A 12,639-nucleotide genomic window follows, 5' to 3' on the forward strand; every position below is an offset into this window, starting at 1 on the left:
CACCGGACGGAAACTAAAATATAGTAAAGCACGAAGACTGTGATCAAAAAAATCATGGTTTTTAACAAAAGAGTTTCTCAGGTTTTCATTATTTATTAAGCCTGGGTTGACTCTGTATATTTCTTTAATGCTTGTATAAGATAAAAGGGCTTCAGGGATTCGATCGTCTTGTGAAGCTTTCGGTTATGCGCTTAAACCGAAACTAAATCTTTATTATCAGGCTGTTCTGACCTTTCAGGTCAATCAAAAATTCAACTAACAACAATTCCATCTGTTTCAGGTTTTATGTGTAAACCTGAGCTTTCTTGACGACCCCTTTTTCTGCGGGTCGAAGTTTCAAAAATAAGGAGAATTAAAAACAATGACAAATGAATATGAGATCAGAGATGAATTATTAACTCGCGGTTATGAGGAAGTTTCAATTCACAAGGTTGTAAAAAATTCAGTCCCTATGACGGGAATAACCATCAGAAAGGATAAAAATGAGATCATCTCACCCTGCGTTTATATCACGGAAAGAATAAGAAATCTTGAAAATGCCAAAGTTGCCTGCGACGTTATTGAACGCCGTATGGCAAGAAGCCAGGATCCTGATATCGGGGACCCTGATGAACTTATTTCAAAGGAGAATATTCTTAATAGGGTGGCCATAGGTGTTCAGAGAAGTTCGGATCAGGACCTGATCAAGCGGCCATCTGAATTTGAAGGCATTGAGCAGTTCCTGTTTATCTCCGGTGACAATAAAGATGGAAGCAGCTGGAAAGTTAAGCTTAGCCGGGCGATTCTGGACAATGCAGGGCTTAGTGATAAAGAGGTCTGGGAAAGAGCCGAGAGAAATACATTTTCGGAAGAAAACATTTGCATCAAGCCTATGAGGAGTGTTTTTGAGGAAATTCTCGGAAAGCTTGATGATCCAGATGAATATGATGTACCCATGTATGTTGTTTCCAATGAAAAGAGATTGAACGGTGCGGTGCAGATCTTCAACAAAAAAGCTGTTAAGAACTGGGCAAGAAGCCACGGGTACGACACTCTCTTCATGCTGCCCGCTTCTGTTCATGAGGTTATAGTTTTGCCGGTGGAGGTGAGCCGTATGAATTTTGAAGAGCTTAATCTGATGGTCAGGGATATCAATGCCTGTGAGGTGAATCCTATTGACCAGCTCAGTGACCATGCATATGTGATCGATCTGGCAGGCCAAATTTTATGACAGATTAAGTATTCTAAACCTGCAGGTCAAATTTTATGACAGATTTAGTATTTTAAAACTATAGGTCATAGGTATCATGATTCAGCTTTGGTTGTAGTCGCCCTTATTATCCGCCACTTTGTGAGAGGAATCATCAAATTTGAAAGGAGTTACCTTGAGAGGTTTGGGCATATGTCTTTTGTCGTTTTCCGAAGCACTTTCGTACAGCTCAGACCTGGCAATTTCCGCACTTATATTTTTCAACAGTTCATTCAGATTTTTTTCTGTCCTGCTTAGAGGCTCCAAACTCAGAATTCCATCGAACATTGCATTGGCATCCATCTTTAAAGCATTCATTAATATGACAATTTCATGGAAGTTTGGATGTTTGCCGCTTTTGGAATGATTTTCAAACTGAGAAAGTCTAAGTGATGGTATACCTGTTATTTCTGAAAGGTTCTGCTGTGTAAGATTCAGTTCGATGCGACGTCTTTCAATGTTTCTGCATATGATACTCCAGTCAATCTTATAGTTTTTGGAATTGTAAACAGGATCTTCCGGATAGACTCTTTCGCTTTTTGCACGTTTTTTAATAAATGGCATGATTCTTCTCCTTATGCAGAAATTTTAACCTTGTTAGGAGAAAAAAACATTGCTAAAATGGGTTAGTTCTAACCTAAAAAGGTATAGTTAGCGAAAATTTATATACCATAACAGGTAAGATATAGATATTAACTAAACCTTTGCGGGTTACTTAATACCACCGGGTGAGATTATATCCTGAAGTATGAAGCGGAGAATGTAAAAATGGTTACGCAAAGAGACTTGGTTAAATAATCTTGTACAAATTAAAAACAAATTTTTAAACCACAGGTTTATTTACAAGTCTTTATAAATCCGTTATTATCATTACGTATTAAGGGCTAGTACCGGTTTCGACGGGGACGATGCAGCTTTAGAAGCTATCCGAAAGACAGTCGCGTTAAACTTCAAACCTAAATATAAACGCTAACGATACAAGTTACGCATACGCAGCTTAATTGCTGCGTGGTCAGCCTCATTGCACTCACACATTGAGAACCTGGCCTCATCTATGTGAGAAACGACTTTAAGAGTTCCTCCTCTTAATGGGCGTATCAGAGGATACCGGTCATAGCAAGACGTGCACATCTTAGCTATGATGGGGAATCTTGGAAGTGTACTATGATAGTAGAAGGAGAGGGAATTTGTTTTCGGACACGGGTTCGACTCCCGTCTGGTCCACTAAAAAGGGATATCACCAGGATGATGAACATCCGGGTGATATCCCTTTTTTCTGTCACTTTTTAAGATATTTCTTTATATAGTGCCCGGTATAAGATTCTTTAACCTTCGCAACTTCTTCGGGAGTACCCTTAGCTATAACGGTGCCGCCCTTCTCTCCGCCCTCTGGGCCGATATCTATGATGTAATCAGCACATTTGATGACATCCAGGTTATGCTCTATTACTATTACCGTATTACCACTTTGGGCAAGCTTATCAAGCATGACTACAAGCTTGTGGACATCTGCGAAATGAAGTCCTGTAGTGGGCTCGTCAAGGATGTAGATGGTTTTTCCGGTAGGTCTGCGGCTTAACTCTGTAGCGAGTTTGATACGCTGGGCTTCTCCTCCGCTGAGCTCCGTACTTGGCTGTCCCAGCTTTACATAACCTAGACCCACATCATATAGTGTCTGTATCTTTCTGGTTATGGTAGGAACATTTTTAAAGAACTCAAGGGCTTCCTCGACGGTCATTTCCAGAACGTCGTAAATGTTCTTTCCTTTGTATTTGACATCCAGAGTCTCTCTGTTGAATCTCTTACCGTTACATACCTCACAGGGAACATACACATCCGGAAGGAAGTTCATCTCTATCTTTACGATGCCGTCGCCCTGGCAGGCTTCACATCGGCCGCCCTTAACATTGAAAGAAAATCTGCCTTTACTGTAGCCATGGGACTTTGCATCCTGGGTGCCGGCAAAGAGATCTCTGATGAGATCAAACACTCCGGTGTAGGTTGCAGGATTTGATCTGGGAGTACGGCCTATGGGTGACTGGTCTATGGCGATTATCTTATCAAGCTGTTTGATGCCGTCTATACGTGTGTGCTTTCCTGCTATGATACGGGCTCTGTTTAGCTGGCGTGCCAGTGATTTATAAAGTATTTCGTTTACAAGAGATGACTTGCCGGATCCCGATACTCCTGTTACACAGGTGAATACACCGAGAGGAAATTCCACATCGATATTCTTTAAATTATTTTCCCGTGCACCGACAACCTTTATCCATCCGTTGGGCTTACGTCTTTTCTTAGGCACCTCGATCTTCAGCTTGCCGCTCAGGTACTGACCGGTTATGCTTCGGGGGTTTGCCATGATTTCGTCAATATTGCCGGTGGCGATTACTTCTCCGCCCTCGGAACCTGCTCCCGGTCCTATATCTATGATGTAGTCGGCAGCTCTCATGGTATCTTCATCATGCTCTACCACAAGAACAGAGTTACCCAGGTCTCTCAGATGTTTCAAAGTGCCGATGAGACGGTCATTGTCACGTTGATGCAGTCCTATACTCGGTTCATCAAGTATGTAGGCTACTCCCACAAGTCCGGATCCTATCTGGGTGGCAAGACGTATACGCTGGGCTTCACCTCCGGAAAGAGTTCCGGCAGCACGTGACAGACTCAGGTAATCAAGACCCACATCCAGCATGAAGGTTATCCTGTTTTTGATCTCCTTCAGGATTTCGTCAGCAATCTTATGCTGCATGGGGGTGAGCTCCAGTCCCTGTACCCATTCATTGAACTTGGTAATGGATAATGTTGTAGTCTCGTAAATATTGAGATCTCCTACTGTAACTGCAAGGCTTGAGGGTTTAAGTCTCGCGCCGTGACAGCTTGGACAGGGAGTTATGCGCATGAACTGTTCATACTCTGCCTTCATCCTGTCGGAGAAACATTCCCTGTAGCGGCGGTTAACATTGGAAACAAGTCCCTCGAAGGCTACAAGATGTTCATTTCCGTTTCCGAACTGGGATTCATAGTAAACCGTAACCTTCTCGTCTCCTGTTCCGTTAATGATTATGTCTCTGGCCTTGTCACTTAATTCATTAAAAGGTGTATCCAGACTGAAATCATATTTTTCGGAAAGCGCCTTCAGCATGGCATGGGTATAGCTTCCCTCATCCTTTGAGTTCATCCATCCCATAACCGAGATGGCGCCTTCATTTATACTCAGGCTCTCGTCGGGGATCATGAGGGCAATGTCAAATTCCATTTTATAGCCGATTCCGAAACATTCGGGACAGGCACCGAAAGGATTGTTGAAGGAAAAGCTTCTGGGCTCGATTTCCTCGATGGATATACCGCAGTCAGGGCATGCAAAACTGGTGGAAAAATTAACCGGCTCACCGCCGATTACATCCACAGTCATATGGCCTCCGCTTAACTGCATGACCTGTTCCGTTGAATCCGCCAGACGTTTTTCTATGCCCTCTCTTATGACGAGACGGTCAACTACTATTTCGATATTATGTCTGATGTTTTTCTCAAGCTTTATTTCTTCGGAAAGCTCGTAGAGATTTCCGTCGATACGCACTCTTACATATCCGGAACGACGGGCGCTGTCCAGAACCTTTTCGTGCATGCCCTTTTTTCCTCTTACTATGGGAGCAAGCAGCTGGATACGGGTTCCGTCCTTCATGAGAAGCAGCTGATCCACGATCTCATCTACGGTCTGTCGTCTGATCTCTCTTCCGCAATTCGGGCAGTGAGGGATACCGGCACGGGCGTACAAAAGACGCATGTAATCATAAATCTCGGTAACGGTTCCGACCGTAGATCGGGGGTTTCTGTTTGTTGATTTCTGGTCAATGGATATGGCAGGGCTCAGACCCTCGATCATATCCACCTTTGGCTTTTCCATCTGTCCCAGGAACTGTCTTGCATAGGATGAGAGGGACTGCATATATCTTCTCTGTCCTTCGGCATAAATTGTATCAAATGCCAGCGATGATTTACCTGAGCCTGATAATCCTGTCATGATAACAAGCTCATCCCTTGGGATGTCCAGATCCACATGCTTGAGATTGTGTTCGCTGGCTCCCCTGATCTTAATGTAATTCTTTCCCATTACTACTCCAGTTTATGTGCTAAAAAAGTAAAATGCTTTAAAAAACTCGACAAACAAATGTTTGCCGAGCAATTGTATCATGGTTGAAATTGAAAATCAATATAACGAATATATGTTTCGCTTTTGTTTATGATTATTTTATACTTTACAGGGTCTGAGCCTGTCTCAGGTATAACTTTATACGGTCTGCTATGAGACCGGATACCAAACCTATCAGTGCGCCTGCAACAACTCCCGCAACCATAAGTACAGGGAGATAAAAATACAGTGCATCGCTGTGAAGTAATATCACCGCAGCTAAAAGCTGTCCAACATTATGCATCACACCGCCGGTGATACTTACAACTGTCCGTTGGAAACCACCAATTTTTATAAGTATGGTCATGGTGATGAAACTAAGTGCAAAACCTGACAGAGAGTATGCCAGAGTCATGGTGTTGCCAAACATAAAGCTTACCAGAAGGATTCTCAGGAAACTTATGATTAATGTTGGCACAGCACCCAATGTGTAAAGACCTATGACTGTAACTATATTCGGAAGTCCCAGTTTGACTCCGGGGACACCTATATTGATGGGAATCATCGCTTCTACATAGCTCAGAATCATAGCCAGTGCCAGAAGCATCCCGTATAAACTTGTTTTTCTTGATGACATTTTCATAACGGTAATTATAAGCGAAGGGTATTTTAATCGCAAGTATAAGAACTGTGTATTGCAGCGCTTAAGTTATTGCAAAGTAAAAGCGGTATCCCTTCGGATACCGCTTTGCTTTTCTGTTTAGTCCTCTGATACTTTTCTTGCAAATAATATATTAATTACAATTAAGGTACGTGGAAATCTAAAAATTAAAGCTTAACTACGTTTACTGCCTGAGGTCCCTTTGCGCCATCCTGAACGTCGAACTCAACATTCTGTCCCTCTTCAAGTGACTTGAATCCATCACCTGTAAGACCTGAATAGTGAACGAAAACGTCCTTGCCTGACTCATCAGAAATGAAACCATAACCCTTCTGATTGTTGAACCACTTAACTGTACCCTTCATTGTGTATACCTCCATAAAGTAATGCAGAATAATTACTGCAACGGAATAAATATTAGCATAAACCAAAATCAAGGTCAATCAAATGTATACAAACCAGTCATACATTTTTGAAGGGTGAAGCATAAATAAAAATAATATGAACCCCGGGGACGGAGTAAGTGGTTCATTCGGAAAATGAGCCACGAACTCCGTCCCCGGGGTCCGTTCCGGTACCATACGTCTCCGGGGGTTATTTTGCTGAATCATAAAGTTCCTGAAGCTCGGCCACAGAAAAACTATAATGCTTTTCGCAGTAATCACAGAAAACATCCTGTGTTTTTTTGTCAGCGATCAGATCTTCAAGCTCCTTCTTTCCAAGGGAGATAAGAGCCTTTGATACTTTCTCTCTGCTGCAGTTGCAATGAAAACGGACAGGTATATGTTCATTGATCTCCAGATCCATATCACCGAGGATAAACTGAAGCATCTCCTCAGGTGTCATGCCCTCGTCAAGCATGGCTGTAACAGACTTGATGTTTGAAAGCTTTTCTTCAAGCTTTGAGATAACATCTTCCGTGGCATCCGGCATAAGCTGAAGGATGAAACCGCCGGACTGCTTTACAGTGTTGTTTGTGTTCATAAGAACACCGAGTCCCACTGAAGAAGGTATCTGCTCGGATACGGCAAAATAATACGTAAGATCTTCCGCGATCTCTCCGGTCTGAAGATCCACGGAACCGATGTAGGGCTCCTTGAGACCGATATCCTTTATGACACTGAGCTTGCCTTTTCCGAGAGCTTCTCCCACGTTGAGATGTCCTGCTTTGTTTGGAGGAAGAAGGACATTGGCATTGGAAACAAATCCTTTCACGTTGCCGAGGTTGTCGGCAGTGGCTGTTAATCCTTTTATAGGACCGTCGCCCTTTATGGTAAGTGTGAGCACGCTTCTGTCACCCTTTAAGTCAACACCCATCATCAGCGCTGAGCTCATAAGTCTTCCGATGGCTGCTGTACATATAGGGAAGGTGTTGTGGGTTTTTCTGCATTCCTCAACCAGATCTCTGGTTGTGCATGCAAATGCTCTGATCAGTCCATTAGCCGCAGTTGCTCTTACCACATAATCATGACTGCCCTCGATTTTTAATCGAGGGAGCCTCGCGGCTTTGAGCGGTTCAAAAGAATCCGTAAGGATTCTATCATTATCAGTGCCGGCGGAAGCATTACCCTCCACACCGGCACTGATGTTTGTCCTGATCTTATCAGACATTACTGTTCAGCTCCTGCCATAGCCTTGAGCTCATTTTCCTGGTCTATGCGCATGTGGCACTTCTTGTACTTCTTGCCTGATCCGCAAGGGCACTGATCGTTAGGATAGATCTTCTTTCCTTCTCTGCGGATGGTTCCTGAAGCCTTCTGCTGACGGTAAAGCTCATGACGCTTCTCTTCTGTAAGGATGGAATCCCATGCAGGAAGTCCGTAAAGCCAGCTAGCCTTTGCCTCTACCATGTTGTAGTAAAGCTTCTCAGGATCGATCTCGATCTTAACCTGAGTGTTCTCGTCCATGGTTTCGATAGGATTATGATATCCCTTTAAAGACTCGTCGATTCCGTCAAGTACTCCTGTGAAATGGAATACGTCGATGCCGAAGTGGTCAGCAAGCTCCTTGACAGTTCCTTCGTATACATGTGAAGGATCCTTGAGTACTTCCTCATAGAATCCCTTCTCAAGTGCGAAGTACTCCTGCCAGAGTCTCTCCTGGTCAGCCTTTGAAAGTCCGTTGCCGTAAGCCTGGGTTCTCCAGGTTTCAAGTAATGTTGCCATAAAAATCTCCTCACCCTGTCACAGGGTTTCCTTTTTGATAATGTTTCGGTCTGACATTATACGACAGACCACCACACTATTCTACTATATTTATCGCAAATCTGGTGTATAAATATTGTCCATATCATCAAATTCCTGATTTTCTCCACCCATAGCCCAGATAAATGTGTAGTTATGGGTTGCGGAAGCACAATGAATGGACCATGAAGGTGAGATAACAGCATCATAATTGTGCATTACTATATGTCTTGTTTCCTGAGGTTCACCCATGAAGTGGAATACAACCTGATCCTCGGGTACCTCAAAATAGGTATAGATCTCCATACGTCTCTCATGTGTATGAGCAGGCATGGTGTTCCATACTGAACCCGGCTTAAGCTCTGTCATACCCATGCTGAGCTGGGCAGTCTTAAGTACATCGGGATGGATGAACTGGTTAATGACACGCTGGTTTGCAAGCTCCGGCTCTCCGCAGGGTCTGTGGTTTGCTTCTGCCATGGTTATAAGCTTTGTTTCGTAGCTTACATGGGCAGGTGCCGATACCATGTAGAATTTTGCGGGCTTCTCTGCATCATCAGATGAGAAAAGAACTTCCTTTGCTCCCTTTGTGATGTAAAGGCAATCCTTGTAGCCAAGCTTATATTCTGTACCGTCAACCAGGATCTTTCCGGATCCGCTGCCGATATTGAAGATACCTATCTCACGTCTTTCAAGTATATAGTGTGTTCCAAAATTATGCCAGCAATCGATGCCTTTGTCCAGAGAAACTGTTTCATGTACAGGCATACATCCAAATGTAACCATACGGTCAACATGTGAGTATACTGCAACTACTTCGTCCGGTTTGTAAAGGTCTGTGATCAGAAATTCGTTTCTGAGTTCTTCTGTTGTGTATCTTTTTACATCTCTCTGATTTGCACTGTATCTTATATCCATTGATAGCCTCCTGAAAAAAACAATGCTCTTTAGTTTATAAAAATGGGGTCCGGAGCTCTGCCGGAAGAGGTTATCCGAACCAATATTTATTATACATAAGAATGGCGGAATTTCAACACTTAAAGCGCTTACAATATAATTTTATAAACCGGTTCACAAAACACACAAAACTAAGCCATCCGGGAGGGCTCTCGCTGGCGGGAACTATCTCAGATGGCTTTTAAAACAACGTAAAATAGTAATTTGTCTGCTTTAATGTGAGCAGTTCTGAATCCGGTTCTGCTCTACTTCTACTTTTCTGCGTTTGTAATGTTATCTGCTATTGGTCTCCCCTGATCATCCAGATTTAGCTTTTTCTTATCCAGAAGGTGCTGGGTCAGGCGCTTTACTCCCTGAAGGATGATGGCCCAGATGGGAACTCCCACGATCATACCTACAAATCCAAAGAGACCGCCGAACAAAAGGATGGAGAACAGAACCCAGAAACTGCTGAGACCGGTTGATCCATGAAGTATGCTGGGGCCGATGATGTTACCGTCTAGCTGCTGAAGGATCAGGATAAAGATGGCAAAATACAGGGCCTTGATAGGGCTTTGTATCAATATAAGTATGATGGAAGGTATGGCTCCGATAAAAGGTCCGAAGAATGGGATAATATTGGTAACTCCCACTATAACGGAAACCAGCATAGTGTAAGGCATATCCATTATGCCCAGGACTACGAAGCAGATTATACCAATGATAAAGGAATCAATGATCTTTCCGACAATGAAGCCGCCGAACATCTTATCAATCTCTTTTAACTCAGATAACACTTTCTGTGCATACTTCTCCGGAAGTATAGCGAAAAGAATCTTGCGGGCGCTTATCTGCATGGAATCCTTGGAATTGATAAGATAGACCATGACGATGAGACCGATAAGGAAGTTTTTGACCCATGTTACAGCTGACCATATTCCTATTCCCAGGGAAGTCATAATATTTCTCAGGCTGGGGAGCAGGGAGTTCTGAATATAGTTCTGAATGGAAGCACTTGATTTTTGTACTTCTTCAGCAAGATAAGCACTTATACCGGTATCATTTGTAAAGCCAAGTATGGCATTATATATACGTTCTCCTACACCATGAGTATCCGACGAGACTTCAAATATCTCTGAGAGGTCATCAGCGTCGAGACCTCTCAAAGTAGTATACAGACTGCCCAAAGACTTGGAAAGTTCAGGAATGATCATTGAAACGAGTCCGAAGACTGCTATCAACACAAACAGCACTGAAAAAATCGTAGCAGAGATACGGCTGACTCTTGCGATGAATTTCTCTCTCTTATGAATATCATTTTCGGTGTTTTGTTTAGGGGATGGTTTGATGACTTTGTCCAGAAGCTTGCCGGTATATTTATAAATAAGCTTGTAGGCAGGGTTCACAAGATAAGCCATGACAGCACCGGTTATGATGGGTGATAATATACCTATAAGCTTGTTGAACCAGTCGGTTACGATTTTAAAGTTGTGTAAGGTCAGTATAACAAAGGCACTTCCAACTATGACCAGGAATGCCGTTATACCCCAACGTTTCTGTGTTTCCCACTTCTCTTTATTCACTGCTGTCCTCCGGGATGATTGTGTATAAGCATCAGGCGAAAGATTTCGGCCTGTCTAATATAAAACTACAATAGTGAAGAATCACATTCAGAGCAGATATAGGTTATGACTTAATCGGCTCTTTTTACTACTATAAATATGATACTTCACTTAAGAATTATAGCATAGTATAACTGAATTTTCTTTTTATTAACAGAATAGGGGGAGCTTTTTTCTTCCCGATGCTGACAAAAAAACCGGTGAACATCTCACCGGTTTAAAAATCATACGATTTTTTGGAGTAAGACCAAAACGCCGTACCACACGCTTGACTCCTAGCCTGTTTGCTAGGTGGGAGACCCCACGAATACCACTATAGTCCTTTACCAAACGGAAGGCATTATATTATGTATTCAGATATCGGAATCCCGTATGTCGTATTTGTAGGTTCAATTTGTGCGGCCTCGCACGTTCCAGTTATTTACTTCTTAAGCGAATTATAACAGAACATATTTTTCTATTCAAGCAATGTGCAAAACTGTCATAGAAATTTTAGAAATAAAAAAATTTCTTTTTTTCGCGATAAGGCTGGTCATTTACAGCAACTGAATTTGTGCACCTTCATCTGATCATATATAAGAAGGAGGGTTCCGTCTTTAACACTTATCTCCGCCTCTGTCCCAACGAACTCATTGCTTATTCCGGTGGGCATGGTGTTTTGCAGTTCCACATCATTAACAATGTATTTAAAGCCTTTTTCTGTAACTCCCCGGCATCTGTCCGACAGAGCCAGGGCCGAAAAATAGCCCTTCATTTCTGCCGGAAATTTCATGGCTTCGTTATGTATGGCCGTTATGATCTGAAATTCATTGTAAACATATCCCCGGCAGCCCCGTGATGCCAGAAATCCAAGTATCTGAAGATTGGCGATGCTATGATCGATGCGTTTTCCGGTTCCTCCTATGATATGGAATTCTGTAAAGCCCTGTTCGAGACCAAGCCGTACACAGGCCATCATGTCGGGATCATTTTTCACAGGATCTATAACCTTTGTTTCAATGCCGTCAACCTTCATTTTCCTGAGATGATGGATGTAGTCGGCTTTTTCGGCATCCTCAAATATGTCGAGATCCTTTACGGGACCGGTGGTGCCTGCTACCCCATCGATATGCATTGAGTCGAAATCCCCCACAAGGAGATCCGGGTGTATGCCGGACTTTTTCAAATTGGTATAACCTGCATCAGCGGCTATGATGTAGTCCTCTTCTGTTAGCTCTATCGGGATTCCGAAATAGTCACCCGCACCGACAATTATGCATCGCTTCATATATTTTGCCTTTCGTTGATATGGCGGAAACCCGTCACTTTTATGTTGTGGGTTTCCGCCATTGTTGTTTTTGGGATAATGCTTACTTCTCTCTGTTCCTCATATTCCGGAAAAAATCCGTCATCAAATGTGTACAGTCATCAAGAAGGAGTTCTTTTGTTACTTCACATTGGTGATTGAACCTTTCCTCATGCAGCATATCAAGTATCGAACCGCAACAGCCGGACTTTTGACTCATTGCACCTATGACAACCCTCGGAATCCTGGCCTGGACGATAGCTCCCGCACACATGGGACAGGGCTCCAGGGTGACATACATGGTGCAGTCTTCCAGCCGCCAGTCATCAAATGCCTTGCATGCTTTCCTGATGGCTATGATTTCCGCATGCATAAGGGAACTGTGCATTTTATTACGCTTGTTGTAGCCCCTGCCAATGATGGTTCCCGGGAGGATGCCGTGAGCTTCAGCATTCTTATCTGCCTTGGTGTTTGGATCTGTACCGTCATAGACTATGATGCAGCCTATGGGGACATCACCGCTCATGGCAGCCTTTTGAGCTTCCCGGATGGCAAGCTTCATATACTTTTCTTCCTGGGTTAAATTCATAAATAC

Annotated in this window: 11 protein-coding genes and 1 other RNA gene; 2 read left to right on the top strand and 10 right to left on the bottom strand. The window is 43.1% G+C overall.

Features of this window, described 5'->3' with window-relative positions:
* The first annotated feature begins 361 nt into the window (after positions 1-361).
* Positions 362-1,210 (top strand): DUF5688 family protein, encoded by an 849-nt coding sequence (locus BLV86_RS05830; protein ID WP_090815571.1) that lies wholly within the window; start codon positions 362-364, stop codon positions 1,208-1,210.
* Positions 1,211-1,291: 81 nt separating this feature from the next.
* Here BLV86_RS05830 and BLV86_RS05835 read toward each other — a convergent pair whose 3' ends face one another.
* Positions 1,292-1,792, bottom strand: coding sequence for a helix-turn-helix domain-containing protein (locus tag BLV86_RS05835; protein WP_031553571.1), 501 nt, complete (start codon positions 1,790-1,792; stop codon positions 1,292-1,294).
* Between the two features lie 317 nt (positions 1,793-2,109).
* Here BLV86_RS05835 and ssrA point away from each other — a divergent pair.
* Positions 2,110-2,455: a transfer-messenger RNA gene (gene ssrA, locus BLV86_RS05840) on the top strand.
* Positions 2,456-2,507: 52 nt separating this feature from the next.
* On the opposite strand, the gene uvrA is transcribed toward ssrA, so the two are convergent.
* From uvrA to BLV86_RS05885, 9 genes are all read right to left on the bottom strand, one after another.
* Positions 2,508-5,339 (bottom strand): excinuclease ABC subunit UvrA, encoded by a 2,832-nt coding sequence (gene uvrA, locus BLV86_RS05845; protein WP_090815573.1) that lies wholly within the window; start codon positions 5,337-5,339, stop codon positions 2,508-2,510.
* Positions 5,340-5,484: 145 nt separating this feature from the next.
* On the bottom strand, positions 5,485-5,994 hold the full coding sequence (locus BLV86_RS05850) for a Gx transporter family protein (RefSeq protein WP_242873249.1): 510 nt from the start codon (positions 5,992-5,994) through the stop codon (positions 5,485-5,487).
* Between the two features lie 191 nt (positions 5,995-6,185).
* Complete coding sequence (locus BLV86_RS05855) at positions 6,186-6,383, bottom strand: cold-shock protein (RefSeq protein WP_029200034.1); 198 nt, start codon at positions 6,381-6,383, stop codon at positions 6,186-6,188.
* Positions 6,384-6,612: 229 nt separating this feature from the next.
* The gene (hslO, locus tag BLV86_RS05860) at positions 6,613-7,629 is read right to left on the bottom strand and encodes an Hsp33 family molecular chaperone HslO (RefSeq protein ID WP_090815577.1); all 1,017 of its coding nucleotides are present in this window, start codon (positions 7,627-7,629) and stop codon (positions 6,613-6,615) included.
* Entirely contained in the window at positions 7,629-8,183 is a 555-nt protein-coding gene (locus BLV86_RS05865) for an SEC-C metal-binding domain-containing protein (protein WP_031553562.1), read from the bottom strand. Before BLV86_RS05865 ends, hslO begins: the two co-directional genes overlap by 1 nt.
* Before the next feature lie 90 nt (positions 8,184-8,273).
* Positions 8,274-9,119, bottom strand: a complete 846-nt coding sequence (gene kduI, locus BLV86_RS05870) for a 5-dehydro-4-deoxy-D-glucuronate isomerase (RefSeq protein WP_031553559.1) — start codon at positions 9,117-9,119, stop codon at positions 8,274-8,276.
* Between the two features lie 290 nt (positions 9,120-9,409).
* A complete protein-coding gene (locus tag BLV86_RS05875; protein ID WP_049962430.1) occupies positions 9,410-10,720 on the bottom strand; it encodes an AI-2E family transporter in 1,311 nt (436 codons plus the stop codon).
* A gap of 571 nt (positions 10,721-11,291) precedes the next feature.
* A complete protein-coding gene (locus BLV86_RS05880) occupies positions 11,292-12,026 on the bottom strand; it encodes a thiamine diphosphokinase (protein ID WP_090815579.1) in 735 nt (244 codons plus the stop codon).
* 82 nt (positions 12,027-12,108) lie between these two features.
* On the bottom strand, positions 12,109-12,633 hold the full coding sequence (locus BLV86_RS05885; protein ID WP_031553551.1) for a nucleoside deaminase: 525 nt from the start codon (positions 12,631-12,633) through the stop codon (positions 12,109-12,111).
* Positions 12,634-12,639: the final 6 nt, after the last annotated feature.

The sequence above is a fragment of the Oribacterium sp. KHPX15 genome, assembly GCF_900107835.1.
Taxonomy (GTDB): Bacteria; Bacillota; Clostridia; order Lachnospirales; family Lachnospiraceae; genus Oribacterium.

Bases quoted from the DNA above. Each gene is read 5' to 3' on its own strand.
- BLV86_RS05830 (WP_090815571.1), top strand. From the start codon at position 362: ATGACAAATGAATATGAGATCAGAGATGAATTATTAACTCGCGGTTAT.
- BLV86_RS05880 (WP_090815579.1), bottom strand. From the start codon at position 12,026: ATGAAGCGATGCATAATTGTCGGTGCGGGTGACTATTTCGGAATCCCG.
- BLV86_RS05835 (WP_031553571.1), bottom strand. From the start codon at position 1,792: ATGCCATTTATTAAAAAACGTGCAAAAAGCGAAAGAGTCTATCCGGAA.
- BLV86_RS05865 (WP_031553562.1), bottom strand. From the start codon at position 8,183: ATGGCAACATTACTTGAAACCTGGAGAACCCAGGCTTACGGCAACGGA.
- hslO (WP_090815577.1), bottom strand. From the start codon at position 7,629: ATGTCTGATAAGATCAGGACAAACATCAGTGCCGGTGTGGAGGGTAAT.
- uvrA (WP_090815573.1), bottom strand. From the start codon at position 5,339: ATGGGAAAGAATTACATTAAGATCAGGGGAGCCAGCGAACACAATCTC.
- BLV86_RS05850 (WP_242873249.1), bottom strand. From the start codon at position 5,994: ATGTCATCAAGAAAAACAAGTTTATACGGGATGCTTCTGGCACTGGCT.
- kduI (WP_031553559.1), bottom strand. From the start codon at position 9,119: ATGGATATAAGATACAGTGCAAATCAGAGAGATGTAAAAAGATACACA.
- BLV86_RS05855 (WP_029200034.1), bottom strand. From the start codon at position 6,383: ATGAAGGGTACAGTTAAGTGGTTCAACAATCAGAAGGGTTATGGTTTC.
- BLV86_RS05885 (WP_031553551.1), bottom strand. From the start codon at position 12,633: ATGAATTTAACCCAGGAAGAAAAGTATATGAAGCTTGCCATCCGGGAA.